This window comes from Mesorhizobium sp. M0018, from assembly GCF_040323955.1.
GTDB lineage: Bacteria > Pseudomonadota > Alphaproteobacteria > Rhizobiales > Rhizobiaceae > Mesorhizobium.
On sequence record NZ_JAMYVL010000012.1, the window covers coordinates 100,898 to 126,602 of the forward strand.

A 25,705-nucleotide genomic window follows, 5' to 3' on the forward strand; every position below is an offset into this window, starting at 1 on the left:
CCTGGAATTCCTGATGTCCCTTCGCCATTTCACCGATCTTTCCGCCGTTTCCGAAGGCGATCTGCGCTTCATGCTCGACGACGCAGCGGTGCGAAAGGCAAGGCTCAAGGCCGGCGAACGCAGCAAGCCGCTCGAAGGCAAGGTGCTGGCGATGATCTTCGACAAGCCGTCGACGCGCACGCGCGTGTCGTTCGACGTCGGTATGCGGCAATTGGGTGGCGAGACGATCATGCTGACCGGCACCGAGATGCAGCTTGGCCGCTCGGAGACCATTGCCGACACGGCCAAGGTGCTGTCGCGCTACGTCGATGCCATCATGATCCGCACCACCTCGCATGACCGGCTGCTGGAACTGATGGAAAACGCTACGGTCCCCGTCATTAACGGGCTGACCGACGAGACCCATCCCTGCCAGCTGATGGCCGACATCATGACCTTCGAAGAGCACCGCGGTCCGGTGGCCGGTAAAACGATCGCTTGGACCGGCGACGGCAACAACGTGCTGCATTCGCTGCTGGAGGCATCCGCGCGGTTCCATTTCAAGCTGAATGTCGCCGTGCCCGAGGGCAGCGAACCGGCCCAGAAGCATGTCGACTGGTCGAAAGCCAATGGCGGCAAGCTGAAATTCACCCGTTCGCCCGAGGAGGCCGTTCACGAGGCCGACTGCATCGTCACCGACTGCTGGGTGTCGATGGGCCAGGAGCACCGTGCCCGCGGCCACAATGTCTTCCTGCCCTATCAGGTCAATGCGGCACTGATGGCGAAAGCCAAGCCGGATGCGCTGTTCATGCACTGTCTGCCGGCGCATCGCGGTGAGGAGGTTACCGACGAGGTCATCGACGGACCGCATTCGGTGGTGTTCGATGAGGCCGAGAACCGGCTCCATGCCCAGAAGGCAGTCCTGGCCTGGTGCCTGGGCGTTTGATACGAGCCGCGGTGATCCGCGCCGGCCTGATCTGCGCCGCCTTGATCTGGGCCGCCTTGATCCGGGAGTTGGTGGTGCCTATCTCAGGCGCATCACGCAAATCGAGCGCGTCTCGTCGCATGCGCCCCGGAGGGCGGCATCGCCGCGCCCCGGAGCTTTGTCATGTTGGAAACTCATCAATTGGCTGAACATAAACCCAAGCTCGGCGAATTCGGCTACGCCGGCGACGACCATGTCGTGCCGTTCGAGGTCGGCCCACTCGACGTGCGCGGTCGCACCGTCCAGCTCGGGCCGATGCTCGATGCTATTCTCAGCCGTCACGACTATCCCGAGCCGGTCGCCCGGCTCCTGGCTGAAGCCTGTGTGTTGACGGTATTGCTCGGAACTTCGCTGAAGTTCGAGGGCAAGTTCATTCTGCAGACCCGCACCGACGGGCCGGTCGACATGCTGGTCGCGGATTTCTCCACGCCGCACGCGCTGCGCGCTTATGCCCGCTTCGATGCCGACCGGCTGCAGGCTTTGACTTCTGCCGGCGAGACGTCACCGCAGACGCTGCTCGGCAGCGGCGTCCTGGCGCTGACCATCGACCAGGGCGCCCACACACAACGCTACCAGGGCATCGTCCAGCTCGACGGCGTCACACTGGAAGATGCCGCACGCACTTATTTCCGCCAGTCGGAGCAGATTCCGACCGACCTCCGGCTTTCGGTTGCCAAGCTTCTGACGCCGGGCGTCGGCGGTGCTCGCGAGCAATGGCGGGCCGGTGGCCTGCTGGCACAATTCCTGCCGCAATCGGCGGAGCGCATGCGCGTACCCGACCTTCCCGGTGGCGACGGCGATCCGCGTGAGGAGATCCACGACCCGACCGACAATTCCTGGCAGGAGCTGCTGGCGCTGCTTGGTACTATTGAACCGACCGAGCTGATCGATCCGACGATCGGCGCCGAACGGCTGCTTTACCGGCTTTTCCACGAGCATGGCGTCCGTGTGTTCGGCGGGGTGCCGGTCGCCGACCAGTGCTCATGCTCGAGGGACAAGATCCACGGCATCCTTGAAGGCTTTTCCGCCGAGGAGATCAGGGACAGCACCGAGGATGGCAGCATTCACGTCGCCTGCGAATTCTGCTCGAAGCAATATGACTTCGACCCGGCGGAGTTTGCAGCGGCCGGATGACGGCCGTCAATTGACGGTGCGCCGCATTCCCGGCAAGTCGAGCGAGAAGGCGGGGATGGCGACGTCGAACGTCTCGCCCCGCCTGTTGCGCATGGTGTAGTGCCCGACCATGATGCCGGACGGCGTCGAGAGCGGGCATCCAGACGTATACTGATAGCTGTCGCCGGGGTTGAGTCCGGGTTGCTCGCCGACGACCCCGGGGCCGCGCACTTCCTCGACCTTGCCGGTGCCGTCGGTAATGTGCCAGTAGCGCGACAGAAGCTGCACGAACTCATCCGACTGATTGTCGATGGTCACCTGATATCCCCAGACATAGCGGTTTTGCGGAGGGTCGGAGTGATCCTCCAGATAGAACGGCCTGACCTGCACTTCGATGTTGCGGGTGACGGCGCTGTACATAAACTGCTCCAAAGCAATGTAGATGGAACTTTCGACGCTCAGCGCAGTTTGATCAACGATGCGCGTCATCTCCTTGCCCGACTCGAGCGCAGGTGCCGAAAAACAATGTCATTTAAGTGACACATGACAATGATGGTGTGCAGGCTTGTGCCGGGCGACTCAGCGTTCTGTCGAATTGTTGAAAACGGCCGTCATGCGGCCGGCACTTCTGGAGTGACCAGATCTCGATGGAACCGACATTCGCAGCCGCCCTCCTTTCCATAGCCCTCCTTCTTTCAAATCTCGCCAGCATCCTGTTAGCTTCGCTGAAGCTGAAGCGACCAGCCAGGATCGCACCGCCCGCCAACGCGCCGCCGGTATCGATCGTCATCCCGGCACGCGGCGTCGAGCCGTTTGCCGAAGAGACGCTGGAGCGCGCCTTCTCACTCGACTGGCCGCGCTACGAACTCATCTTCTGTGTCGCCCATGCCGACGACCCGGTGGTCAAGCCGATCACCGCAGCAATGGCGCGCTTTCCAGCTATTCGCGCCCGCCTTCTAGTCGGTGACGACCGCATCAGCGGCAATCCAAAACTCAACAATTGCGTGAAGGGTTGGGAGGCGGGGCGTTATCGCTGGGTCATCCTTGCCGATTCCAATGTGCTTATGCCGAGCGACTACGTCCAGCAGCTGATGGCGGCATGGCGGCACGACACCGGCCTCGTCTGCTCGACGCCGATCGGCTCGCGGCCGGACGGCTTCTGGGGGGAGGTCGAATGCGCCTTTCTCAACACGCTGCAGGCACGCTGGCAGTACGCCGGAGAGGCGCTCGGCCTCGGCTTCGCGCAGGGCAAGAGCATGTTGTGGAACAAGCCGATGCTCGACGCCAATGGCGGCATCCGCGCGCTTGCCGCCGAGATCGCCGAGGACGCGGCCGCGACCAAGCTGGTCAACGGGCTCGGACTGCGGGTCAATCTTGTCGCCTCGCCCTTCGAACAGCCGCTCGGCCGGCGCACGCTTGGCGAGATCTGGTCGCGGCAGGCGCGCTGGGCGCGGCTGCGCCGCGTCACCTTCGCGCTGTTCTTCGCCCCCGAGATCCTGATCGGCGCGGCGCCGCCGCTGGTGTTTGCGCTGATCGCGGCGGCTGACGCCGGCGTCAGCCTGCCGGCAACCGCCATCGCCGTGCTGGTCGCGGCCTACCTGCCGGAATGCGCCTTGGCCTCGGCCAAGGGATGGCACCTGTCGCCGCGCACGATCCCGGCGATGATGGCGCGAGACCTGATGCTTCCCGCCATTTGGGCGCGCGGATGGCTGAGCGGCGCCGTCGACTGGCGCGGCAACGTGATGACTATCCAGACAAAGACCGTCGCGGAGCTGGAAGAGACCCCGTCCGGCGCCTGATCGGGCGCGTTCCCGCTCGCCTCTGTTCGGCCAGCCCTTATCCGGCAACTCTCAGTGCCTGCTCGATGTCTTCGAGCAGGTCGTCGGCGTCCTCAAGGCCAACTGACAGCCTGAGCGTTCCCGGTCCGATGCCGAGCTCGGCGCGGGCCTCATCGGTCAAGTTCTTGTGCGTCGTCGTCGCCGGATGGGTGATCAGGCTCTTGGCGTCGCCGAGATTGTTGGAAATGAGCACGACGTCGAGTGCGTTCTGGAAGGCAAAGGCCGCCTGCTTGCCGCCCTTCACATCCATGCAGATCAGCGTCGAGCCACCCGACATCTGCCTCTTGACCACGGCCGCTTGCGGGTGGTCGGCACGGCCGGGATAGATGACACGGGCGATTTGCGGGCGCTCGGCCAGGAAATCCGCGATGCGGCCGGCACTTTCCGTCTGCTGGCGTACGCGTAGCGGCAGCGTCTCCAGGCCCTTCAGCAGCGTCCAGGCATTGAAGGGCGAGAGGCTTGGGCCGGTGTGGCGGAAATAGTCATGCAGGTTCTCGTCGATCCATTTCTTGTCCGACAGAACGATGCCGCCAAGACAGCGCCCCTGGCCGTCAATATGCTTCGTGGCCGAATAGACGACGATGTGGGCGCCGAGCTGCAGGGGTTTCTGCTGCAAGGGCGTGGCGAACACATTGTCGACGATCAGCCTGGCGCCGATCGCATTGGCAAGTGCCGCGACGGCGGCAATGTCGATCACTTCCAGCGTAGGATTGGTCGGGCTTTCCAGGAAGAACAGTTTGGTGTTTGGCTTGACCGCCTTTTCCCAATTGGCGATGTCGGTGCCGTCGACCAGCGTTGCCTCAATGCCGTATTTCGGCGCCAGCGTCTCGACCACCCAGCGGCAGGAGCCGAACAGCGCGCGCGCCGCCACGATATGGTCGCCCGCCTTGGCGCTGCACAGCAGTGCTGCCGTCACCGCCGCCATGCCGGATGCCGTGGCGCGCGCGTCTTCGGCTCCTTCCAGCGCGCACATGCGTTTTTCAAACATGTCGACCGTCGGATTGGCATAGCGCGAATAGATGAAGCCCGGCTCCTCGCCCTTGAAGCGGGCCTCCGCCGCTTGCGCCGTCTCGTAGACATAGCCTTGGGTGAGATACATCGCCTCGGAGGTCTCGCCGAAGCCGGAACGCAGCGTTCCGGCATGCACGAGTGCGGTCTGAGGCTTCCAGTCGCGCTTCTTGGTCATCATTCCATCCAAACACCAAAATTGGTCCAAACAACAAAAAACCGGTCGCGAAAGTCGCAACCGGTCCATATGGCCTTGCGGCCTGACGGTCCTTTAGCGACTTGTTTAACGTGGCTGCAAGCCGACCGGCCAAATCACCACGGGATAACGAGCTTTAGACCCGCGCCACGCTTGCGTCAATTGCCGGCATGATTAAGAGGGTTGTACCAAGCAGGTGCCAAACGCGTCCACGGTCGGACCTGCGACAGAACAAGACCTCGCCCGGCGTTCGAACGGAGCCAGACCCTTGCGGCAGACAGGCATTCTTCCCGATCAGGATATTTCCGCGCTGTTCCAGACGGGCGCGCTGAAATCGCCGCGCACGCTCGATGCCGATCAGATCCAGCCGGCCAGCCTTGACCTCAGGCTCGGCGACAAGGCCTGGCGGGTGCGTGCTTCCTTCTTGCCCGGCCCGGACCACAGGGTTGTCGACAAGCTCGACCGGCTGAAGCTGCACGAGATCAACCTCGCCGAAGGTGCCGTGCTGGAAACCGGCTGCGTCTACATCGTGCCGCTGCTCGAGAGCCTGGCGCTGCCCGCCCATATTTCCGCCTCCGCCAACCCGAAAAGCTCGACCGGACGGCTCGATATCTTCACCCGGGTAATGACCGACCGTGGCCACGAGTTCGACAAGATCGCCGCCGGCTATGAAGGCCCGCTCTATCTGGAGGTCAGCCCGCGCACTTTCCCGATTGTCGTGCGGACCGGCTCGCGGCTGTCGCAGGTCAGGTTCCGCACCGGCAATGCGCTCTTGTCGGAAAACGAGCTGCACGAGTTGCACCACGCCGAAATGTTGGTCGCCACCGAACCACCCAACATCTCAGGCGGCGGCATCGCGCTGTCGATCGACCTCGACGGCGACAAGGATGGGCTTGTCGGCTATCGCGGCAAGCACCACACCGGCCTGGTCGACGTCGACAAGCGCGCCGCGCAGGATGTCGTCGATTTCTGGGAGCCGCTCTACAAGAGCGGTGCCGGCGAGCTGGTGCTCGATCCGGACGAATTCTATATTCTGGTGTCGCGCGAGGCGGTGCATGTGCCGCCGCTCTACGCGGCCGAAATGACGCCCTTCGATCCGCTGGTCGGCGAGTTCCGCGTCCATTATGCCGGTTTCTTCGACCCGGGTTTCGGCCATTCGGCGTCGGGCGGCACCGGCAGCCGGGCGGTGCTCGAGGTACGCAGCCACGAAGTGCCGTTCATCCTCGACCACGGCCAGATCGTCGGACGGCTGGTCTACGAGCACATGCTGAAACGGCCGCAGGCGCTCTACGGCACTGATCTCGGCTCGAATTATCAGGCACAGGGCCTGAAACTGTCCAAGCATTTCCGCGCCGCCCGCTGAGCTTGTTCGCAATTCCGTCAGCCGCGAAACAGATATTCTTTCGCGGCGCCAAGGCAGCCATGAAACTGACCGATAAAGAGCAGTTCTCGCACTGCCAATCGCTTCTTCCCCCAAAATCCTCTGGTTTGCTTCTCGTCGTCAAGTGAGGCGCTTGAGCTGGACTGCAAGGGGAACAACTGCTTGTCGATACATCCCAGCACATGGGCTCTGGCGGAGTCGACACCGCAGGCTCTGCCATTGTCGTTCAGTCTGTCAGCGCGGAGTGCGGACGTCATGCGATCCGCGTTGCGCATCAGAAAGCTCACTTGCGATTTCGAATAGCCGGTGGCCAGAAGCCGGTTAGTCATCGACATCCGGGCCTCGCGATAGGATTTTGCGCTGCATTGTCCGGCGCTGTAAGCCGCTGGGGAGAAATAGGCGAGGAACAGGACTAAACTTACGAACACAGTGCCAATCCGCAGGCCGTTCATTTCTCGCCCCTGAATTATGTCACCAGTTTACAACGCCTTCACCACCACCTTCACCGGCTGCTCGATTTCAAGCGGGTTGCGCAAAGGCAGGCCGAAATCCTGCGCCTCGATTTCGAATACGTCGCCGGCCTCGGTCCTGATGCCGTCGGCGAAGGACAGCGTCGCCGTGCCGAACATGTGCACATGCACGTCGCCCGGCTGGCGGAAGGCCGAGTATTTGAAGTGGTGATGCTCGAGATTGCCAATGGTGTGCGACATGTTCGCCTCGCCCGACAGGAACGGCTTTTCCCAAAGCAGCTTGCCGTCGCGCAGGATGCGTGAAGCGCCGCGGATGTCGGGCGGCAGATCGCCGATCAGGATCTCCGGCCCGAACGAGGCGTTGCGCAGCTTGGAATGGGCGAGGAAGAGGTAGTTCACGCGCTCGGTGACGTGGTCGGAAAACTCGTTCGACAGCGTGAAGCCGACACGGAAGGGGGCGCCGTCGTCGCCGATCACATAGATGCCGGCAATTTCCGGCTCCTCGCCGGCATCCTGAGCGAAGGCCGGCGACATAAGCGCCGCACCGGGCGCCACCGCCATGGTGCCGTTGCCCTTGTAGAACCATTCCGGCTGCACGCCGATCTGGCCCTTCGCCGGCTTGCCGCCCTCAAGCCCCATGCGGAACATCTTCATGGAATCGGTCAGCTGTTCCTCGCCGTCCGTGCTGAGCTTCTTGTGCATGGAATCGCGGGTCGCGGCGGAGCCGAGATGCGTCAGCCCGGTGCCGGTGAGATGGAGATGCGCCGGATCGGGATGGTTGATCGGCGACAGCAGCCGGCCCTTCTTGTAGGCTGCGTCGAGATCGACGGTTTCGCCGAAGCCCTTGCGCTCGATCAGGGCGACAAGCCCGCTGCCGGTACGCGCGGCTTCCATCGCCAGCGAATAGACGCTGCGGGCGCCGTTGATGACGCGGGTCTTGCCGCCGTTGCGGGCAACGACCCGGATCGTCTCGGCGTCGTCGAGGATTTGTGAGATCAGCATGGTAACCCTCTCTGAATTGCGGGCTTGGCGTGCCTTTCTTGGCAAACCCTGCCCAGCGCGGCTCGGACCCTTGTCCGCGCCTCGGTTGAAATTCTTCGTCCGGATTGCGCTCGCGGATCAGGTCCCTCGGGGACTTTTTTGCGCCGCCCGGCAGCGCCGCGATGTGACCCGTATGCCTCCTGGTTGCCTCTCAAGCCTTGTTCTTGTTGTAGACGTCGAAGACGACGGCGCCGAGCAGCACCAGGCCTTTGACCACCTGCTGCCAATCGACATTGACGCCCATGATCGACATGCCGTTGTTCATGACGCCCATGATGAAGCCGCCGACCACCGCGCCGATCACCTGGCCGACGCCGCCCATCGCCGAAGCGCCACCGATGAACACCGCGGCGATGACGTCGAGCTCGCTGCCGAGGCCGGCCGCCGGCACAGCCTGCCCCAGGCGCGCTGCGATAATCAGGCCGCCGAGTGCCGACAGCACGCCCATATTGATGAACACCATCAACGTCAGCCGTTCGGTCTTGATGCCCGATAGCTGGGCTGCCTTGGCATTGCCGCCCATCGCATAGATACGACGGCCGATCGTCATGCGTTTGGTAACGAAGACGAACAACGCGATCAGCACGCCCATCACCATGAGAACGATGGGGAGGCCCCTATAGGTGGCGAATTGGTAAACGAGAAACAGCGCCAGCGCGCTGATCACCAGGGTCTTGACGACGAACAGCGAGAAGGGCTCGGCTTCGTAGCCATGCTTCTCCCGGGTGCGCCGTGCCCTGAGCCCGAAATAGGCATAGGCGAGCACGGCGACGAGGCCGATCACGATCGTCGTCAGGTGCAGCGTCAGGCCGCTGCCGACAATGGTTTTGCCGGCGGCGTTCACGGTTGGCGGTATCAGCGTCAATGGGCCGATCAGGTCCGGAATGAAGCCGGAACTGAGCGCCTTGAAGCCGACGGGAAGCGGCCCTACCGAAGACCCGCCACCCAGCAGCGCCTGGCAGATGCCGCGGAAGATCAGCATGCCCGCCAGCGTGACGATAAAGCTCGGTATTCGGTGATAGGCAATCCAGTAGCCTTGTGCCGCGCCGATCGCACCACCGACGATCAGGCAGATGATCGACACCACCAGCGGATTGCTCAATGGGCCAAGCGGCCAGATGACCATCATCATCGCCGCCAGCGCGCCGATGAAGCCGGCGACGGAGCCGACGCTGAGATCGATGTGGCCCGAAACGATCACCAGAAGCATGCCCAGCGCCATCACGATGATGAAGCTGTTCTGCTGCACGAGATTGCTGAGGTTCACCGGCTTGAACAGCGTTCCGGACGTGGTGAACTGGAAGAACACCATGATTGCGATCAACGCCAGCACCAACCCGTATTCGCGCAGGTTGGTGACCAGCGCCGAGACGGCAATGCGAGGTCCCTGTTGTAGATCCTGGGCAACGCCGGTCTGCGGCCCGGGAGCGCTTTCGGTGCTCATGATGCTTTTCCTTCTCCGCGGACGATGGCGCGCATTATCTTTTCCTGGCTGGCGTCGCTTGCCGCCATTTCGCCGAGGATGCGTCCTTCGTTCATGACGTAGATGCGGTCGGTGATGCCGAGCAGTTCGGGCATTTCCGACGAGATGACGATGATTGCCTTACCCTCGGAGGCGAGACGCGCGATGATCGTATAGATTTCATACTTGGCGCCGACGTCGATACCGCGTGTCGGCTCGTCGAGGATCAGCACTTCCGGATTGGCGAACAGCCATTTCGACAGCACCACCTTCTGCTGATTGCCGCCAGAAAGGTTGCCGGTCATCTGGTAGACGCTCGAGGCGCGGATATTGGTCCTGCCGCGATAATCGTTGGCGACCGAAAGCTCGCGCAAATCGTCGATCACGCCGTGGCGCGACACGCCGGGCAGGTTGGCCAGCGTGATGTTGTGCTTGATGTGGTCGATCAGGTTGAGCCCGTAGGTCTTGCGGTCCTCGGTAACGTAGGCGATGCCGTGTTCCACCGCCTTGCTCACCGAAGAGACGTCGATCGGCTTGCCGTTGAGGAACACCTCGCCGGTGATGCGACGGCCATAGGACCGGCCGAACAGGCTCATGGCAAACTCGGTCCGGCCGGCACCCATCAGCCCGGCAATGCCGACCACTTCGCCCTTGCGGGCGTTGAGGTTGATACCCTTGATGACCTGCCGCTCGGCATGGATGGGGTGGTAGACCGACCAGTTTTTCACTTCGAGAACGGTCTCGCCGATCTTCGGCTCGCGCGGCGGATAGCGGTCGTCGAGCGAACGGCCGACCATCGAGGTAATGATGCGGTCCTCCGAGATGTCCTTCTTGGCCAGCGTCTCGATGGTCCGCCCGTCACGGATGATGGTGACCTTGTCGGCGACCCGGTTCACCTCGTTGAGCTTGTGCGAGATCAGGATCGAAGTGATGCCTTGCCGCTTGAATTCGAGCAGCAGATCGAGCAGCGCCTGGCTGTCCTTTTCGGACAGGCTCGCGGTCGGCTCGTCGAGAATGAGCAACTTCACTTCCTTGCTGAGCGCCTTGGCGATCTCGACCAGCTGCTGCTTGCCGACGCCGATATTGGTGATCAGCGTGTTGGGGTCTTCCTTGAGGCCGACCTTCTTGAGCAGGGCGCTGGTGCGCGCCTCATTGGCATTCCAGTCGATGACGCCGTATCTGGCGTGCTCGTTGCCGAGAAAGATGTTTTCGGCGATCGACAGCATCGGCACCAGCGCAAGCTCCTGGTGGATGATGACGATGCCCTTGCGCTCGCTGTCATGGATGCCTTTGAAATGGCACTCATCGCCGCGATAGATGATCTGGCCGTCATAGGTGCCGGACGGATACACACCCGACAGCACCTTCATCAGCGTCGACTTGCCGGCGCCGTTCTCGCCGACCACGGCATGGATCTCGCCTTCCTCGACCATGAGCTTGACGTTCGACAGCGCCTTGACGCCGGGAAACGTCTTAGTGATGTCGCGCATCTCCAAAATCGTCGATGCCATTGAGAATACCACTCCTGCGAGGTCCGCAAACAATACCGGGCTGGCTCGCCAACGAAAAGGGGCCCTGCCTGCGCAGGACCCCAGGCTTTGTAACCGCGATTACTTCAGCTCTTCGGCCTTGATGTAGCCGGAGTCGACCACCAGGGCCTGATAGTTCGACTTGTCGACGTCGTGCGGTGTCAACAGGATCGAGGGAACGACCTTGACGTCGTTGTTGTAGGTCGTGGTGTCGAGGCCTTCCGGCTTGCCGCCCGAGAGCACCTTGTCGACGAGTTCGACCGTCGCCTTGGCGAGTTCGCGGGTGTCCTTGAACACGGTCGAATACTGTTCGCCGGCGATAATCGCCTTGACCGAAGCGGTCTCGGCGTCCTGTCCGGTGACGATCGGCCATGGCTGATCGGCGGTGCCGTAGCCTACGGCGCGCAGCGAAGCGATGATGCCGCGCGACAGGCCGTCATAGGGCGAGAGCACGCCATCGACGCGGCTGCCGTCCGAGTAGTTGGCGGAGAGCAGATTGTCCATGCGGGCCTGGGCGGTTGCCGCCAGCCAGCGCAGCGTGCCGACCTTGTCCATGCCCATCTGGCCGGACTTCACGACGAGGGTCTTGTCGTCGATCAGCGGCTGAAGAACCGACATGGCGCCGTTATAGAAGAAGAACGCATTGTTGTCGTCCGGCGAACCGCCGAACAACTCGATGTTGAACGGGCCCTTCTTCTCGGGATAACCGAGACCCTTGAGCAGCGATTTGGCCTGGATGACGCCGACGCCGAAATTATCGAAGGTGGTGTAGTAGTCGACATTTGGCGTCTTCTTGATCAGGCGGTCGTAAGCGACGACGACAACGCCGGCGTCATTCGCCTTCTGCAACGCATCGCCCATCGTGGTGCCGTCGATCGAAGCGATGATCAGCGCCTTCGGGCCCTTGGTGATTTCGTTTTCCAGCTGGCTGAGCTGGTTCGGAATGTCGTCCTGCGCGTACTGCAGGTCGACAGTGTAGCCCAGAGCCTCGAGCTGGGACTTGACGGCGTCGCCGTCGTTGATCCAGCGCTGCGAGGTCTTGGTGGGCATCAGCACGCCGATCAGGCCTTCGCCCGCCTGCGCCGGCAGCGTCATGGCCGCGATGCCTAGGGCCGCGACGGCGGCCAGTGTCTTGATAATCTTCACATTAACTCTCCCTGGTTGATGGACGCGTACCCTTGGGTTTCGTGGGCCGCGCAATCGTGCAGGAGCGCCAAACGCGCCGCTGCCGTCAATCGATCTCCGGTATCCTCCCAATCGGCCCCGAGACTCTGGTTTCAATCGATACGAGTTTTCCCTCGTCACCGACCGTCAAGCCTCAGGACGCGCGAAGGGTGTGTCGCTTTGCCATAACTGTCAAATGCGATCTTTGATGGTTGCTATATCGAGACTGATATGGCTTAGGCTACTGACGACGCTGCCGGATCCAGCCAAGGCGCCGGGCGTAAGAGCAGAGAAGAATCATGGCGGCGCTGCGAAATCCTGACGGAATATCAGCCAGTTACGATGAAATTCCGAGTGATGGCGGAACCTTGCTGCGCAGCGGCTTGAGCCTGCGTCACATGCGCATGATCGCAGCCCTCGACGAGCACGGCCGGGTGAGCGCCGCGGCCCAGGTCATGAACATCTCGCAGCCGGCGGCCTCGCGCATGATCGCCGAGATGGAGGCCGTGCTCGACGTCAAGCTCTGCGAAAGGCTGCCGCGCGGCATCACGCTGACACCCTATGGCAAGGCGTTGGCACGGCGCGCGCGATCGATCCTGCTCGAGATGCGTGAGGTCGACCGCGAGATTTTCGAGCTCAAGGCGGGCAAGGGCGGCTCGGTATTCCTGGGCGCGGTGACAGCACCGGCGATCGAGCTGGCGGTGCCGGCGATCCGCGAGATCCGGCGCCTTTATCCGCGCATCGAAATCACCATGCAGGTCGAGACCTCGAACGTCCTGGCGCGCGAGCTGATCGCCTCGCGCCACGATTTCATCATCGCCCGCATCCCCGACGACCTCAATCCGCGGCTGTTCGAAGCGCGCGTTATCGGCGTCGAGAAAGCCTGCCTGATCGTGCGCCGCGGCCACCCGCTGACCAAGGGCAAGGCGGTCCGGTTGGAAGACACCGCCGCCTATGACTGGGTTTTCCAGTCGGGCGGCTCGCCGCTGCGCCAGGCGATGGAAAGCAACTTTTTGAACCGCAACATCGCGCTGCCGGACCGCATCCTCAACACCAGCTCGCTGCTATTGACTCTGGTCATGGTCGCGCAATCCGACGCCATTGCGCCGGTTTCGATCCAGGTCGCGAAGTTCATCCAGAACCCCGAAGGCCTGGCCGGCGCCATCGATGTCGTCCAGACTGAATTCGACATCGAGGTCAGGCCCTACAGCCTGATCACGGTGAAGAACCGCGCGCTGTCACCGGCAGCCAAGATGCTGCACGATTTTATTTTGCGAGAGGTGGGCTGAGGGTTGGAGCGGGTAGCGGGCGCATCCCGCGGCCCGGCCAGACGACCAGACAGGGCCCGCCAGCAGCGGCGCCGATGCACGTCGGCTACTACTGCCTGATGCTCAAAAAAGCCCGCCAGCAGAAGCCAGCGGGCCAAGGGTAGACTTTCCGGTTGGGGTCATTCGAGGCCCCGCCGACCCTCAATGTGAGATATTCCACGAACTGGCACATCGGCCAAACAGATGAAAGACGGCCAGCCGGGCTGTAAAACTGCCTATAAATCCGCTGGTTTTCAGCTTGGCCAGAACAAGTGCAATGCACCCGGGGCAAAAGCTGGAGCGGGTAGCGGGAATCGAACCCGCGCGTTCAGCTTGGGAAGCTGACAAGCTACCATTACATCATACCCGCGCTGGTTCCTCCGATATCATGGCCCGGCGCCGATGCGCAATCCGGTTTGAGGGCTCGGCTTGATGCCGGACGACCAACTGCGTATTTCTAGGCATGTGCCCGAATCGCGGCACCCGACTGTGGAGACAGGCTTGTCCGCACTGAACCGCTTTCTCGGCGACACGCCGCTCCGGGTGATCCTGGAGCTGCTTGTGGTGTCGTTCCTCGTCGGGCTGGTCATGAATGCCTTCGGCTGGTCGCCGATGGATGTGCTTTACGGCATCCGCAAATTCTTCACCGACCTGTGGAATATGGGCTTCCACGCCATCGACCGCTTTCTCGGCTACATCCTGCTCGGTGCCGCGATCGTCGTGCCGGCCTTCATCCTGCTCAGGATCGCTAACTACCGGAAGTGAATTTTCAGGCGTAGCCCGCCGCCACCTCGAACAGGATGGCGTGCCGTGCAGCAAGTGCTGCGACATCCGTCGAATAGCCTCCGCCGATAACGCTGCATACCGGTATGCCAAGCGTGCGGAAATGGCGGATCACCATATCGTCGCGGGCGCGCAGCCCGTCATCCGTGAGCGACAACCTGCCGAGCCGGTCCTCGACATGGACATCGACGCCGGCATTGTAGAAGACGAGGCCCCAGCGCCTTCGCGCCGACAGCTCCGGCAGGATGGCGTCCAGCCGCTCCAGATAGGCTGCATCGCCGGCGCCGTCGGGCAGGGCGACGTGCTGGCTTTCCAGATGGACGGTGTCTTCATCGGCGCAACATGGTCGCGCGACATGCGCAACATGATGCTGTTGTCATTCCTGGCGTTCAGCGCCGCGCTGCTGATCCTGGCGCCGGCCTTCGGTAATCACGGCTTGTGGGCGGCGTTGCATGTCTTCCTGCTGGTACGCGGCTTCAGCCTGCTCGCCATATTGCGGCTGCGGGTGCGCACAGCCTTTAACTGATCGCTAAAGCGGTTTCGCCGCCCAGTGATCGAGGCGGCTGTCGCGAAGCTCGCACAGCGACTTCAGCCCTTGATTGTCCATGAAACGGGCCATGCCGGAAAGAATGCGCCCCGGCAGCGCGGGCCCGGCATAGATCATGCCGGTATAGAGCTGGACGAGATCGGCGCCGGCACGGATCTTTTCCAGCGCCGTCTCGGCGGAATCGACGCCGCCGACGCCGATGATAGTAGGATCCGGGCCAAGCAGTTTTCGCATCCTTGCCAGCACGATAGTCGAGCGCTCGAACAAGGGTTTCCCCGAAAGCCCGCCGGTCTCGCCGGCAAGGCCGGCGCTGCTCAGGCCGGCTCGCGCGATCGTTGTGTTGGAGACGATGACGCCGTCCATTTGCTTGTCGCTGATCTCGGCAGCGATGTCCTCAAGCTCGGCCTCGACCAGATCCGGCGCGATCTTGAGGAACACGGGCGGTTTTGCCGGTGCCGCCGCACGCGCGGCCATGACCCGCGACAGGAGCTCGCCAAGCTGTTCGCGCGCCTGCATATTGCGCAGGCCCGGCGTGTTCGGCGAGGAGATATTGATTGTCAGATAGCCGGCGTATCGCGCGAACCGGATCACGCCGCGCTCATAATCACTGACGCGGTCGGCGCTGTCCTTGTTGGCGCCGATGTTGATGCCGATGATGCCGGGGCGGCCTTTTCGGGCGGCAAGACGCTTCTCTGCGGCGGCGTGGCCTTCATTGTTGAAGCCCAGCCGGTTGATCACCGCCCCGTCCGAAGGCAGCCGGAAGATGCGCGGCTTCGGATTGCCCGTCTGCGGCAGCGGCGTGATCGTGCCGACCTCGGCGAAGCCGAAGCCGAGGCCGAGCAGCGCGTCCGGCACTTCGGCATTCTTGTCGTAACCCGCGGCCATGCCGAGCGGGTTCGGGAAATCCAGCCCGCAACGGCTGACCTTTAACCTGTTGTCGTGCGGCGGACGACCGGCGACCGGCAGCCCGCATCTCAGCGCGGCAATCGACAGCCCATGCGCGGTTTCCGGATCGAGCGTAAACAGCAGTTTCTGGCCGATCCGGTCGAACGCGCTCATTCGGCCTCCAGCGCCGGGAATTCATGCCGGCCGTCAGCGCCGAGCGGCAATGCCTGCACCGAAACGACCGCATCGAGGCCGAGCCCGCCATAGAGATGCGGGAACAGGGCGCCGCCGCGCGAGACCTCATATTTCAGCGCATTGCCGAGGCGCGCGCTGTCGACGGCAACCAGCAGCAACCCCGCCTGGCCGGCGAAATGTTTTACTGCCGTTTCCCGAACCTGCCCGGCGGTGGAAAAATGGATGAAGCCGTCGGCGACGTCGATAGGCGCGCCGGTGAAGCGGCCTTCTCTTTCAGCCTCGCGCCACAGCGCCTCGGGAACTATCTTGTAGATGATCTCGGACATGGTTGCGCTATAGTCCGAACCGACCACGCGGGGAAGGGCAGGCCCGTGTTCTTCTCCATTTCAGGTTGGTCCCCATTTCAGGCGCAAACTGTGATAGATTGCGCTGACTGGCTCATGGAGGAAAACATGCGTCTGAAACACGTCTTGATCCCCGCAGCAGTGGTGTCGCTTGTCGCGGCGTCGGCCTTTTCCGAGGAAGCCGATCGCTACCGGTTGGAGAAATCGGCCAATGGCTATGTCCGCATGGATACGCAAACCGGCGCCATGTCGCTCTGCGAGGAACGCTCTGGCCAGCTCGTCTGCAAGACGGCGGCCGACGAACGTGCCGCCCTCCAGGATGAGGTCGACCGGCTGCAAAATTCGGTGAAGGCGCTCGACGAGCGCGTCGCCAAGCTCGAAAATTCGCTTGCCGCGCGTTTCGAATCGACTTTGCCCAGCGAGGAGGATTTCAACAAGACGATGGGCTACATGGAGCGCTTCCTGCGCAGCTTCATGGACATCGTCAAGGACATGGACAAGGACGAAGACGGCGCCAAGCCCAATTCGCAAAAGACCTAGGCAATTCGCAAAAAGACCTGGGGCGGGAATAGCAAGCCGGCCACGCCGAACAGCAGGCGTAGCGTTATGATCGTTCAGATCCTGCAAGGCGGAAAATCGCCAACGGGATTCGGGGAGGGATATCACCGTTGGGCTACACATTCGTCATTGCCGACGATCATCCGCTTTTTCGCGGTGCATTGAGGGAGGCACTCGTGGGCATCGGAGACGTTGCCGCCATTCACGAGGCCGGCGATTTCGAAAGCGCCAAGGCGCTGGTCCTGGCCAATGAGGACGTCGATCTGGTGCTGCTCGATCTCTCGATGCCGGGGGCAAGCGGTCTTTCCGGCCTGATTTCGTTGCGCGGCATCCATCCGGCGGTGCCGATGATGGTGGTCTCGGCGCATGACGATCCGGTGACGATCCGGCGCGCGCTCGATCTCGGCGCCTCCGGCTTCATCTCCAAATCGGCCAGCATGGAGGAGATCCGCAATGCGGTGCAGTCGGTGCTCGCAGGTGATATCGCGGCACCCGCCGGGGTCGATCTCGGCGTCGAGCGCGATCCTGAGATTTCCGATCTGATCAAGCGACTGCAGGCGCTGACCCCACAGCAGACGCGCGTGCTCGGCATGCTGGCTGAGGGACTGCTCAACAAGCAGATCGCCTATGAACTCGGGGTCTCCGAAGCGACGATCAAAGCGCATGTCTCGGCTATCCTGCAGAAGCTCGGGGTCGACAGCCGCACGCAGGCGGTCATCCTTTTGTCCAAAATCGGCAGCGACCCGGTTCAGGCGGCCGGCTGATTCCTATTCGGCCGCCGGCGCCAGCGGCCTGACCCTGGCCATCATCGAGCGCAGCATCGCCGGTTTCAGTGGTTTGCTGATCACCGGCACGTCGAGCCTGCCGGCAGCGCCGCGAACCTCGCTGGAGCGGTCGGCGGTGACCAGCACGGCCGGCAGGTCCTCGCCATGGATCGCACGCAACTGGGCGATCAATTCGAGGCCGGTCCTGTTGTCGAGATGATAGTCGGCAAGCACGATGTCCGGCCGATGCATGCCGGACCTGTCGAGATCCTCCGCGCCGGAAAGCGTGTCGACGCTGCAGCCCCAACCCTCGAGCAGGAGCCGCATGCCGTCGAGGATGCGGGCGTCGTTGTCGATGCAGAGCACATTGAGCCCGGCAAGCGAGGCCGCTGCACGGGCAGGCGGCTTCGCCTCCGCCTCACGCCGCGGTGCCTGCACGGCCGCCACCGGCAGCAACACGGAAAAGCGTGTGCCCTTGCCTGGGTTGGAGAAGATCCGGATTTCGAGGCGCAGGACGCGGGCGATGCGGTCGACAATGGAGAGCCCAAGGCCGAGGCCTTCCGCCTCGCGTGCGCCCTCGTCGAGCCGGGTGAATTCGCGAAACACGGTGTTGAGCTTGTCGCCGGCAATGCCGATGCCGGTGTCGATAACCTGGATCTCGGCCAGTTCGCCGCGCCGCCGCACGCCGACCAGGATGCGGCCATGGCGCGTATATTTAATGGCGTTTGAGACCAGGTTCTGGATCAGCCGGCGCAGCAGATTGCGGTCCGTCATGACGCTGAGCGACGACGGCATGATCGAGAGTTCGAGCTTCTTTTCGGCGGCAAGCGGCCGGAAGTCGTTGCCGATCTGGCGCAGCAGCCCGTCGAGGCCGAAGCTCGTATCGTCCGGCTTCATCGCGCCGGCATCGAGGCGCGAAATGTCGAGCACCGCGCCGAGGATGGTCTCGACCGATTCCAGCGACGATTCGATGTTCATCGCCGCCTTGCCGGCAGGTCCCTTGCCGGTCTTCTCGATCAGCGATGAGCAATAGAGGCGGGCGGCGTTGAGCGGCTGCAGGATGTCGTGGCCGGCGGCAGCGAGGAAGCGGGTCTTGCCGAGATTGGCCTCCTCGGCCAGCATCTGCGCCTGCGCCAGCTCCTCGTTGACGCGGGTGAGTTCCGCAGTGCGGTTCTTCACTCGCTGCTCCAGCGATTCATTGGCGCGCTTCAGCGCCAGATCCTGCTCGACGCGTCCAGAGATGTCGGCGTAGGTGGCGACGATGCCGCCGTCCGGCATCGGATTGGAGCGCAATTCCAGGATGCGCCCGCTGGTCTTCAGCTCCATCTGCCATGGGCTGACGAAGCTGGTCAGGCGGTTGAGCATGGTGACGCGCTGGTCTGCCGGTATGTCACCGCGCTCGGCAAGATGGCGCAGGATACGATCGAGTGAGACGCCGACCTGGCCCATCTCGTCGGGCAGGTCGAACAGCGCCCGGTACTGGCGGTTCCAGCAAATCAACCGGAAATCGCGGTCGAAGACAGTGATGCCCTGTTCCATCTGGTCGAGTGCGATCTGCAGCAGATCGCGATTGTGCTGCAGCGCCTCCGTGGCGTCATCGAGCAGGCGGAAGGCGTCCTTGGATTCGCGGTCGTTGCGTCGCAGCAGCAGCGACAGGATCAGCCGCGCCGAAGAGGAGCCGACGGCACTGGCCAGAAGCTGCTCGGAGAAGCGGATGACATCCATGCTGGCCTGTTCGTTGCCGTGCAGTGAAGTGCCGCTGCTCTTTTCGAACGACTGAAACGACCGCTCGGTGCGTTCGACACCGAGATAGCGCGCGATCGTGTCCTTGAGGTCGTTGACGGTTATGGTGGTGCGGAAGCGGCGCAGGCTCGGCAGCGGGCCCGCCTCGCGCGGGACGAAGATCGATGCCTGGATGCGTTCCAGCGGCACTGAGGCGCGCGACAGCGAGCCGAACACAAAAAACAGCGTATTGATCGACAGGCTCCACAGCACGCCATGGTTCAGCGGCTCGGCGACGGTGCCGAAAAGCGCTTGCGGCCGCAATGCATCGAAGCCGAACAGGCCGTGGACGAGGATGCCGGTATCGGGCGCGACGAGCGAGGGAAGCAGCAGCGTATAGCTCCAGACGACGATGCCGGCGACCATGCCAAGTGCGGCACCCCTTCCGTTGGCGCCGCGCCAGATCAGGCCGCCGATCATTGCCGGCGCGAACTGCGCGATCGCGGCGAACGACATCAGGCCGATCGAGGACAGCCGCGCGCTATTGGTGCTCTCGCGGTAGTAGAGAAAGGCGATGAACAGCATGATGAAGATCGCCGCCCGGCGTACATTGAGGATGAGCGTCGACCAGTCCTCGTTCTCGGATGTCGTGGTCCGCAGCAGCCGGCGCACGAACAGCGGAATGACCAGGTCGTTGGAGATCATGATCGACAGCGCGACGCTTTCGACGATCACCATTGCGGTCGCCGCCGACAGCCCGCCGATGAAGGCGGCCATGGCCAGCACGTCGTGGCCGCTGAACAGCGGCAGCGACAGCACGTAAAGGTCGCTGCTGGTCCTGGGGCCGACCAGTTCCAGGCCGGCCAGCGCGATCGGCAGCACGAACAGGTTGATTGCCACCAGATAGAGCGGAAACACCCATGTCGCGGTGCGCAGCTCGGCCTCGCTGCGGTTCTCGACGATGGTGACATAGAACTGGCGCGGCAGCATCAGGATGGCAAAGCCGCTCAGGCATGTCAGCACCAGCCAGGTGGCGAGCGAGGTGTTGTAGCCCATCGCCTGGCGCACCTGCGTGTTTTCGGCGAGCCGGTCGAACATGTCGCCTGGCCCACCGAAGATCAGGAACATGACCATCAGGCCGATTGCCAGGAAGGCGGCGAGCTTGACCACGGTTTCGACTGCCACCGCCAGCACCAGCCCGTCCTGGTGCTCGGTGGCATCGGCGTGGCGCGTGCCGAACAGCACCGCAAACAGCGCCAGCAGCATGGCAACGACCAGCGAGATGTCGCTGACGAACGGATCGAACGACGGCGGCGAGCCGGTATAGTGCTCGACCATCAGGCTGACCGAGCCCGAGATCGCCTTCAATTGCAGCGCCATATAGGGCACCGCGCCGATGGTCGCGATCAGCGTGGCGATCGCCGCGACAGCAAAACTCTTGCCGTAGCGGGCGCCGAGAAAGTCGGCGATCGAGGTGATCTTCTCGGTTTTGGCCAGCCTGACGATGCGCTGTAGCAGCGGAAAACCGAACACAAACACCAGCACCGGTCCGATATAGATGCCGAGGAACTCGAGGCCGCGCTCGGAGGACAGGCCGACCGAGCCGAAGAAGGTCCAGGAGGTGCAGTAGATGGCGAGACTGAGCGCATAGATGAAGGGCCGGGCGCGGCCAGGCCCGGATGAAGTCGAGCGCCGGTCGCCCAGGCTGGCGATGACGAACAGCAACGTCACGTAGGCGATCGCGATGATGACGATGAACCAGCCCTGCACGGCTCGAACTTCCTCCCTGCGCCGGCTTTTTCATCCGGCCTTGCAGACGCAATCACAGCTTGGCGACCGAGTCCATCGCGGCTTTCGGCGCATTATGGCCGCGGCTTCGCACAATCAAGGCCGGGGAAACACGTCTTTGCGCCTGTCGCAACCGCAGGTTTTTGCTATTCTGCCGGCCGGTCGATGCCGAGGCGTGGACGGCAGCACGGCCGGTCAGGACAAGGAGGGTCGAATGCTGAAAGAATTTCAGGAATTCATTTCAAGGGGCAATGTGATGGACCTGGCCGTCGCCGTCATCATTGGCGCTGCCTTCGGCAAGATCGTCACCTCGCTGGTCGACGACATCATCATGCCGGTCATCGGGGCGATTTTGGGCGGATTGGACTTCAACAACTATTTTCTGCCCTTGTCCTCGGCCGTTAACGCCACATCGCTGGCTGAGGCAAAGAAACAGGGCGCGGTCTTCGCCTATGGCAGCTTCATCACCGTGGCGCTGAATTTTCTCATTCTCGCCTTCATCATCTTCCTGATGGTCAAGGCGGTGAACAATCTGCGCCAGCGGCTGGAGCGCGAGAAACCGGCCGCCCCGGTTGCCCCGCCACCGGCCGACGTCGCGCTGCTCACCGAAATTCGCGATCTCCTCGCCAGAAAATAGCGCCTGCGGCAACTTTCTGGACCAAAACCCCGGTCGCCTGCGGCCGGGGTTTTCTGTTTTCGTCCGCCCTGAAACACGCTAGCAGTCGAGCAAACGAAAACGGACCCATCCATGACCCTGATCGATACTCTGCGCGCCGAAGCGCGGGCGGCGCCTGAAAGCGGCATTGTCGCCGTCATGAACCGTGGCCGCGGCCGCGACAGCATGATCCCGCTCTGGGCCGGCGAGGGCGACCTGCCGACGCCTGCCTTCATCACTGATGCCGCCGCCAAGGCACTCGCCGGCGGTGAAACCTTCTACACCTGGCAGCGGGGCATTCCCGAACTCAGGCAGGCGCTCGCCCGCTACTACACCAGGCATTTCGGCAAGACTTTCGCCAACGAGGAATTCATCGTCACCGGCTCCGGCATGCATGCCATCCAGATGGCCATCGATGCGGTGGCCGGCAAGGGCGACGAACTCGTCTACCTGTCGCCGGCATGGCCGAACTTCGCCGCCGCCGCCGGCATCGCGGGCGCCGTTCCAGTCGCGGTCACGCTCGATCAGTCGGGCAATGGCTGGTCCTGCGATGTCGACAAGATCGCAGCCGCGATCACGCCACGGACCAAGGCGCTGTTCGTCAACACGCCGTCCAACCCGACCGGCTGGACCGCCGACAAGGAGACGCTGCAGGCGATCCTCGATCTTGCCCGCGAAAGGGGCCTGTGGATCGTCGCCGACGAGATTTATTCGCTGTTTCATTACGGCCACGGCCGGGCGGCGTCCTTCATCGACATCATGGCCGATGAGGACCGCATCCTGTTCGTCAATTCCTTCTCCAAGAATTGGGCGATGACCGGCTGGCGCATCGGCTGGATCAAGATTCATCCCGCCTTGCAGCAGGTGTTCGAGAACCTGGTCCAGTATTCGACGTCCGGCGTTGCGCAGTTCATGCAGCGCGGCGCCGTCGTTGCCCTCGATGAGGGCGACGCCTTCATCGTCGAGCAGGTGGAGCGGGCGAGGGCGGCGCGCGACCTGGTGTGCGGCATTCTCGCCGAAACCGGCAGGGCGCGGTTCACCGTGCCGCAGGGCGCATTCTATCTGTTCTTCGCGGTCGACGGCATCACCGATTCCCGCGCCGCGGCCTTCGACATGGTCGACCGCGCCAATGTCGGCCTGGCTCCCGGCACCGCCTTCGGCCCCGGCGGCGAATCCTTTCTCAGGCTATGCTTCCACCGCCGTCTCGACCAGCTCGAGGAAGCCGCGCACCGGCTGGCGAAATGGATGAAGAATATGTGAGCTGCCTCGAAGCCCCGAGTTCAAACTCGCTCCGGCGAGTCAGCTGGCGTGGGTTTCGAGAACCGGAGCGCAGCGGACATTTGGGTCCGTGAGCACCGGAAGCGCAGAAAGCCGCGTCAGATGGCCGCCGGAGTAGAGTTTCAAACGGGCTTCAGCCGCCCGACTTCGGCACCAGCAACGGAATGACGCGGTCGCTCTTGGCGACCGACGGTCGGCCCGCCGAACCGTAGGGAATCCCCAACGCATCCCATGTCTCGACCAGCGCGTCCTGCAGGGACGCAATCAACGCGTCCGAATGGAACGGTGTCGGCGTGATGCGCAGCCGCTCGGTGCCGCGCGGCACTGTCGGGTAGTTGATCGGCTGGATGTAGATGCCGTGCACACCGAGCAGGCGGTCGCTGGCCATCTTGCAGAGCTCGGGATCGCCGACCAGAAGGGGCACGATGTGGGTAGGCGACTCCATCACCGGCAGGCCGGCCGCGGCCAGCACTTGCTTGGTCCGTGTCGCCTGACGCAGCTGCGCATCGCGCTCGGCCTGCGAGCGCTTGAGATGGCGGATCGAGGTGGTTGCCGCGGCAGCGATCGCCGGCGGCAACGCCGTGGTGAAGATGAAGCCCGGCGCATAGGAGCGCACCGCGTCGATCACCGCAGTGTTGCCGGCGATGTAGCCGCCAAGCGTGCCGAACGCCTTGGCCAGTGTGCCCTCGATGATGTCGATGCGGTCGGCCAGCCCTTCGCGCTCGGTGATGCCGCCGCCGCGCGGCCCGTACATGCCGACGGCGTGGACCTCGTCGATGTAGGTCATGGCGTTGTAGCGCTCGGCGAGATCGACGATCTGCTTGATCGGCGCGATGTCGCCGTCCATCGAATAGACGCTCTCGAAGACAATCAGCTTGGCGCGCTCGCGGCCGGCCGTCTGCAGCAGGCTTTCGAGATGCGCGACGTCGTTATGGCGGAAGATCTTCTTCTCGGCGCCCGAGCGCCGCACGCCCTCGATCATCGAAGCGTGGTTGAGCTCGTCCGAGATGATCAGGCAATTGGGAAGCAGCTTTGCAATGGTCGAGATCGACGCCTCGTTGGAAACGAAGCCGGAGGTGAAAACCAGTGCGGCTTCCTTGTCGTGCAGGTCGGCCAGCTCCAGTTCGAGCTCGACCAGCGGGTTGCTGGTGCCGGAAATGTTGCGGGTGCCGCCGGCCCCCGACCCCATCTTGCCTGCCGCCTTCTGGAACGCGGCAATGACGTCGGGATGCTGGCCCATGCCGAGATAGTCGTTGGAGCACCAGACGGTGATTTCCTCGGCGCGGCCATTGGCGCGCCAGATGGCGCGTGGGAATTTCCCGACGATACGCTCAAGGTCGGCGAAGACGCGATAGCGACGCTCCGCATGGAGCTGGTCGATCGCCTCCTCGAAAAACCGCTGATACTTCATGTCGCCTTCCCAGTTTTGCGCGGGATCATAGTCATTGGCCCATTCGTCGTCCACCTGGCCTTTTTGGTCAAAATGCCACGCCCCGAGCCTGTTCCTAACGACCACGGAACGTGGCCTATTCCCTTGATGTGGATCAATCTTGTTTCAGGACAATGCCACGCGCCGATGAGACCGGTTGCCGCAGGTTTTAATGGCCTGGCGGCAGATTTTCCAGTACGGCGACGATTGAGACAGTTCCGATAAATCATGAATAGCGAGGATGCGGATGACGGTTTTGGTGACAGGCGGTGCCGGCTATATCGGTAGCCATATGGTCTGGGAATTGCTGGACACGGGCGACAGCGTCGTCGTCCTCGACCGGCTTTCCACCGGCTTTGAATGGGCGGTTGCCCCGGAAGCAAAGCTCGTCGTCGGCGACGTCGCCGACAGGGAACTGGTCGCCTCGATCATTCGCGACAATAAGGTCGACGCGATCATCCATTTCGCCGGCTCGATCGTGGTCCCCGAATCGGTCGCTGACCCGCTTGCCTATTACGAGAACAACACCTGCAAGACGCGCACCTTGATCGAGACTGCGGTGCGCGAAGGCGTGCCCAATTTTATCTTTTCCTCGACCGCCGCCGTCTATGGCGGCGCCGGCCTGGAGCCGGTGCGCGAGGATGCCCGGCTTGCGCCGGAATCGCCCTATGGCCTGTCCAAGCTGATGAGCGAATGGATGCTGCGCGACGCGGCAATTGCCCATAGGTTGCGCTATACGGCGCTGCGCTATTTCAACGTCGCCGGCGCCGATCCGAAGGGACGCACCGGCCAGTCGACGCCCGGTGCCACGCATCTGATCAAGGTCGCTTGCGAGACGGCGCTCGGCAAGCGCCCCTTCATGCAGGTGTTCGGCACCGACTATCCGACGCCGGACGGCACCTGCATGCGCGACTATATCCACGTCAGCGACCTGGCGGCGGCGCATCGGCTGGCGCTTCAGCGGCTGCGTGCCGGCGGATCGAGCCTGGTCGCCAATTGTGGTTACAGCCACGGCTATTCGGTGCTCGAGGTCATCGACAGCGTCCGCCGCGTCTTCGGCCATGATTTCGACGTACGGATGGGCGATCGCCGCGCCGGCGACGCCGCCGCGGTCGTCGCCAACTCGGAGCTGGCGCGCGGCGAGCTCGGCTGGACCCCGCAGCGCGACAACCTCGACCAGATCGTTGCCGATGCGCTTGCCTGGGAGCGCATCCTGACCAGCAAGAATTCGGCTCTGGGGTGAAGTGGGCTCTCCGCAAAGGTGGGCTCAGCGCGCTGGGGGCG

At 63.1% G+C, this 25,705-nt stretch carries 22 protein-coding genes, 1 tRNA gene, 2 pseudogenes and 1 riboswitch; of the genes and pseudogenes, 12 read left to right on the top strand and 13 right to left on the bottom strand.

All coding sequences use genetic code 11. From position 1 onward, the window contains the following. The first annotated feature begins 13 nt into the window (after nt 1–13). A complete protein-coding gene (argF, locus tag NKJ81_RS18510) occupies nt 14–925 on the top strand; it encodes an ornithine carbamoyltransferase (protein ID WP_352541304.1) in 912 nt (303 codons plus the stop codon). Between the two features lie 162 nt (nt 926–1,087). Then, nucleotides 1,088–2,098, top strand: a complete 1,011-nt coding sequence (locus tag NKJ81_RS18515) for an Hsp33 family molecular chaperone (RefSeq protein ID WP_352541305.1) — start codon at nt 1,088–1,090, stop codon at nt 2,096–2,098. Between the two features lie 6 nt (nt 2,099–2,104). Here the strand turns inward: NKJ81_RS18515 and apaG are convergent, their stop codons facing one another. Next, a complete protein-coding gene (gene apaG, locus NKJ81_RS18520) occupies nt 2,105–2,497 on the bottom strand; it encodes a Co2+/Mg2+ efflux facilitator ApaG/CorD (protein ID WP_352470114.1) in 393 nt (130 codons plus the stop codon). 227 nt (nt 2,498–2,724) lie between these two features. On the opposite strand from apaG, the gene NKJ81_RS18525 reads away from it, so the two are divergent. Next, a complete protein-coding gene (locus tag NKJ81_RS18525) occupies nt 2,725–3,876 on the top strand; it encodes a ceramide glucosyltransferase (protein ID WP_352541306.1) in 1,152 nt (383 codons plus the stop codon). Nucleotides 3,877–3,913: 37 nt separating this feature from the next. On the opposite strand, the gene NKJ81_RS18530 is transcribed toward NKJ81_RS18525, so the two are convergent. Then, nucleotides 3,914–5,104 (bottom strand): O-succinylhomoserine sulfhydrylase, encoded by a 1,191-nt coding sequence (locus NKJ81_RS18530; protein WP_352541307.1) that lies wholly within the window; start codon nt 5,102–5,104, stop codon nt 3,914–3,916. A gap of 70 nt (nt 5,105–5,174) precedes the next feature. Continuing rightward, nucleotides 5,175–5,252: riboswitch (SAM riboswitch) on the bottom strand. Nucleotides 5,253–5,387: 135 nt separating this feature from the next. Here NKJ81_RS18530 and NKJ81_RS18535 point away from each other — a divergent pair. After that, complete coding sequence (locus NKJ81_RS18535) at nt 5,388–6,482, top strand: 2'-deoxycytidine 5'-triphosphate deaminase (RefSeq protein ID WP_352541308.1); 1,095 nt, start codon at nt 5,388–5,390, stop codon at nt 6,480–6,482. Nucleotides 6,483–6,499: 17 nt separating this feature from the next. Here NKJ81_RS18535 and NKJ81_RS18540 read toward each other — a convergent pair whose 3' ends face one another. The 5 genes from NKJ81_RS18540 to chvE form a co-directional block, all read right to left on the bottom strand. Beyond that, on the bottom strand, nt 6,500–6,952 hold the full coding sequence (locus tag NKJ81_RS18540; RefSeq protein ID WP_352541309.1) for a hypothetical protein: 453 nt from the start codon (nt 6,950–6,952) through the stop codon (nt 6,500–6,502). A 27-nt stretch (nt 6,953–6,979) separates the two neighbouring features. Next, nucleotides 6,980–7,972, bottom strand: coding sequence for an AraD1 family protein (gene araD1, locus NKJ81_RS18545; RefSeq protein WP_352541310.1), 993 nt, complete (start codon nt 7,970–7,972; stop codon nt 6,980–6,982). 190 nt (nt 7,973–8,162) lie between these two features. Further along, nucleotides 8,163–9,455, bottom strand: coding sequence for a multiple monosaccharide ABC transporter permease (mmsB, locus tag NKJ81_RS18550; protein WP_292659525.1), 1,293 nt, complete (start codon nt 9,453–9,455; stop codon nt 8,163–8,165). Then, on the bottom strand, nt 9,452–10,984 hold the full coding sequence (mmsA, locus tag NKJ81_RS18555; RefSeq protein ID WP_352541311.1) for a multiple monosaccharide ABC transporter ATP-binding protein: 1,533 nt from the start codon (nt 10,982–10,984) through the stop codon (nt 9,452–9,454). The genes mmsB and mmsA overlap by 4 nt, the downstream gene beginning before the upstream one ends. Before the next feature lie 99 nt (nt 10,985–11,083). Beyond that, nucleotides 11,084–12,148, bottom strand: coding sequence for a multiple monosaccharide ABC transporter substrate-binding protein (gene chvE, locus NKJ81_RS18560; protein WP_254816339.1), 1,065 nt, complete (start codon nt 12,146–12,148; stop codon nt 11,084–11,086). Nucleotides 12,149–12,465: 317 nt separating this feature from the next. Between chvE and NKJ81_RS18565 the strand changes: the two genes are divergently transcribed. After that, nucleotides 12,466–13,455 (top strand): LysR family transcriptional regulator, encoded by a 990-nt coding sequence (locus NKJ81_RS18565; protein WP_352541312.1) that lies wholly within the window; start codon nt 12,466–12,468, stop codon nt 13,453–13,455. Nucleotides 13,456–13,769: 314 nt separating this feature from the next. Here the strand turns inward: NKJ81_RS18565 and NKJ81_RS18570 are convergent. Beyond that, nucleotides 13,770–13,843, bottom strand: a tRNA-Gly gene (locus tag NKJ81_RS18570). A gap of 131 nt (nt 13,844–13,974) precedes the next feature. Between NKJ81_RS18570 and NKJ81_RS18575 the strand changes: the two genes are divergently transcribed. After that, a complete protein-coding gene (locus tag NKJ81_RS18575) occupies nt 13,975–14,238 on the top strand; it encodes a DUF6460 domain-containing protein (protein ID WP_352541313.1) in 264 nt (87 codons plus the stop codon). Nucleotides 14,239–14,242: 4 nt separating this feature from the next. Here the strand turns inward: NKJ81_RS18575 and NKJ81_RS18580 are convergent. Next, nucleotides 14,243–14,557 (bottom strand): annotated as a pseudogene (locus NKJ81_RS18580) (arginase family protein); the annotation flags it as partial. Here NKJ81_RS18580 and NKJ81_RS18585 point away from each other — a divergent pair. Next, nucleotides 14,558–14,782 (top strand): annotated as a pseudogene (locus tag NKJ81_RS18585) (MATE family efflux transporter); the annotation flags it as partial. Nucleotides 14,783–14,785: 3 nt separating this feature from the next. Here the strand turns inward: NKJ81_RS18585 and NKJ81_RS18590 are convergent. Together NKJ81_RS18590 and NKJ81_RS18595 are read right to left on the bottom strand one after the other, a co-directional pair. Beyond that, nucleotides 14,786–15,862: a quinone-dependent dihydroorotate dehydrogenase gene (locus NKJ81_RS18590; RefSeq protein ID WP_352541314.1), complete on the bottom strand. Its 1,077-nt coding sequence runs from the start codon at nt 15,860–15,862 to the stop codon at nt 14,786–14,788. Next, nucleotides 15,859–16,209, bottom strand: coding sequence for a DUF952 domain-containing protein (locus NKJ81_RS18595; RefSeq protein WP_352541315.1), 351 nt, complete (start codon nt 16,207–16,209; stop codon nt 15,859–15,861). The genes NKJ81_RS18590 and NKJ81_RS18595 overlap by 4 nt, the downstream gene beginning before the upstream one ends. Nucleotides 16,210–16,335: 126 nt before the next feature. Between NKJ81_RS18595 and NKJ81_RS18600 the strand changes: the two genes are divergently transcribed. Both NKJ81_RS18600 and NKJ81_RS18605 read left to right on the top strand, forming a co-directional pair. Then, nucleotides 16,336–16,767, top strand: a complete 432-nt coding sequence (locus tag NKJ81_RS18600) for a hypothetical protein (protein ID WP_352501713.1) — start codon at nt 16,336–16,338, stop codon at nt 16,765–16,767. A 119-nt stretch (nt 16,768–16,886) separates the two neighbouring features. Next, nucleotides 16,887–17,549 carry a response regulator gene (locus NKJ81_RS18605; protein WP_502895700.1) on the top strand — a complete coding sequence of 221 codons (663 nt, stop codon included), beginning with the start codon at nt 16,887–16,889 and terminating at the stop codon, nt 17,547–17,549. A 3-nt stretch (nt 17,550–17,552) separates the two neighbouring features. On the opposite strand, the gene NKJ81_RS18610 is transcribed toward NKJ81_RS18605, so the two are convergent. Further along, the gene (locus NKJ81_RS18610; RefSeq protein WP_352541317.1) at nt 17,553–21,041 is read right to left on the bottom strand and encodes a hybrid sensor histidine kinase/response regulator; all 3,489 of its coding nucleotides are present in this window, start codon (nt 21,039–21,041) and stop codon (nt 17,553–17,555) included. Between the two features lie 232 nt (nt 21,042–21,273). On the opposite strand from NKJ81_RS18610, the gene mscL reads away from it, so the two are divergent. Continuing rightward, the gene (mscL, locus tag NKJ81_RS18615; RefSeq protein ID WP_352488570.1) at nt 21,274–21,696 is read left to right on the top strand and encodes a large conductance mechanosensitive channel protein MscL; all 423 of its coding nucleotides are present in this window, start codon (nt 21,274–21,276) and stop codon (nt 21,694–21,696) included. Nucleotides 21,697–21,807: 111 nt separating this feature from the next. Beyond that, nucleotides 21,808–22,974, top strand: a complete 1,167-nt coding sequence (locus NKJ81_RS18620) for a pyridoxal phosphate-dependent aminotransferase (protein ID WP_352541318.1) — start codon at nt 21,808–21,810, stop codon at nt 22,972–22,974. A 151-nt stretch (nt 22,975–23,125) separates the two neighbouring features. Here the strand turns inward: NKJ81_RS18620 and hemA are convergent, their stop codons facing one another. Then, nucleotides 23,126–24,403, bottom strand: a complete 1,278-nt coding sequence (gene hemA / locus NKJ81_RS18625) for a 5-aminolevulinate synthase (RefSeq protein WP_352541350.1) — start codon at nt 24,401–24,403, stop codon at nt 23,126–23,128. Between the two features lie 265 nt (nt 24,404–24,668). Between hemA and galE the strand changes: the two genes are divergently transcribed. After that, on the top strand, nt 24,669–25,664 hold the full coding sequence (galE, locus tag NKJ81_RS18630; RefSeq protein WP_352541319.1) for a UDP-glucose 4-epimerase GalE: 996 nt from the start codon (nt 24,669–24,671) through the stop codon (nt 25,662–25,664). The last annotated feature ends 41 nt before the right edge of the window (nt 25,665–25,705 follow it).

Excerpts from the sequence above, each read along its gene's own strand:
- argF (WP_352541304.1), top strand. The coding sequence starts at position 14 with ATGTCCCTTCGCCATTTCACCGATCTTTCCGCCGTTTCCGAAGGCGAT.
- NKJ81_RS18515 (WP_352541305.1), top strand. The coding sequence starts at position 1,088 with ATGTTGGAAACTCATCAATTGGCTGAACATAAACCCAAGCTCGGCGAA.
- apaG (WP_352470114.1), bottom strand. The coding sequence starts at position 2,497 with ATGTACAGCGCCGTCACCCGCAACATCGAAGTGCAGGTCAGGCCGTTC.
- NKJ81_RS18525 (WP_352541306.1), top strand. The coding sequence starts at position 2,725 with ATGGAACCGACATTCGCAGCCGCCCTCCTTTCCATAGCCCTCCTTCTT.
- NKJ81_RS18530 (WP_352541307.1), bottom strand. The coding sequence starts at position 5,104 with ATGATGACCAAGAAGCGCGACTGGAAGCCTCAGACCGCACTCGTGCAT.
- NKJ81_RS18540 (WP_352541309.1), bottom strand. The coding sequence starts at position 6,952 with ATGAACGGCCTGCGGATTGGCACTGTGTTCGTAAGTTTAGTCCTGTTC.
- araD1 (WP_352541310.1), bottom strand. The coding sequence starts at position 7,972 with ATGCTGATCTCACAAATCCTCGACGACGCCGAGACGATCCGGGTCGTT.
- mmsB (WP_292659525.1), bottom strand. The coding sequence starts at position 9,455 with ATGAGCACCGAAAGCGCTCCCGGGCCGCAGACCGGCGTTGCCCAGGAT.
- mmsA (WP_352541311.1), bottom strand. The coding sequence starts at position 10,984 with ATGGCATCGACGATTTTGGAGATGCGCGACATCACTAAGACGTTTCCC.
- NKJ81_RS18565 (WP_352541312.1), top strand. The coding sequence starts at position 12,466 with ATGGCGGCGCTGCGAAATCCTGACGGAATATCAGCCAGTTACGATGAA.
- NKJ81_RS18590 (WP_352541314.1), bottom strand. The coding sequence starts at position 15,862 with ATGAGCGCGTTCGACCGGATCGGCCAGAAACTGCTGTTTACGCTCGAT.
- NKJ81_RS18595 (WP_352541315.1), bottom strand. The coding sequence starts at position 16,209 with ATGTCCGAGATCATCTACAAGATAGTTCCCGAGGCGCTGTGGCGCGAG.
- NKJ81_RS18600 (WP_352501713.1), top strand. The coding sequence starts at position 16,336 with ATGCGTCTGAAACACGTCTTGATCCCCGCAGCAGTGGTGTCGCTTGTC.
- mscL (WP_352488570.1), top strand. The coding sequence starts at position 21,274 with ATGCTGAAAGAATTTCAGGAATTCATTTCAAGGGGCAATGTGATGGAC.
- NKJ81_RS18620 (WP_352541318.1), top strand. The coding sequence starts at position 21,808 with ATGACCCTGATCGATACTCTGCGCGCCGAAGCGCGGGCGGCGCCTGAA.
- hemA (WP_352541350.1), bottom strand. The coding sequence starts at position 24,403 with ATGAAGTATCAGCGGTTTTTCGAGGAGGCGATCGACCAGCTCCATGCG.
- galE (WP_352541319.1), top strand. The coding sequence starts at position 24,669 with ATGACGGTTTTGGTGACAGGCGGTGCCGGCTATATCGGTAGCCATATG.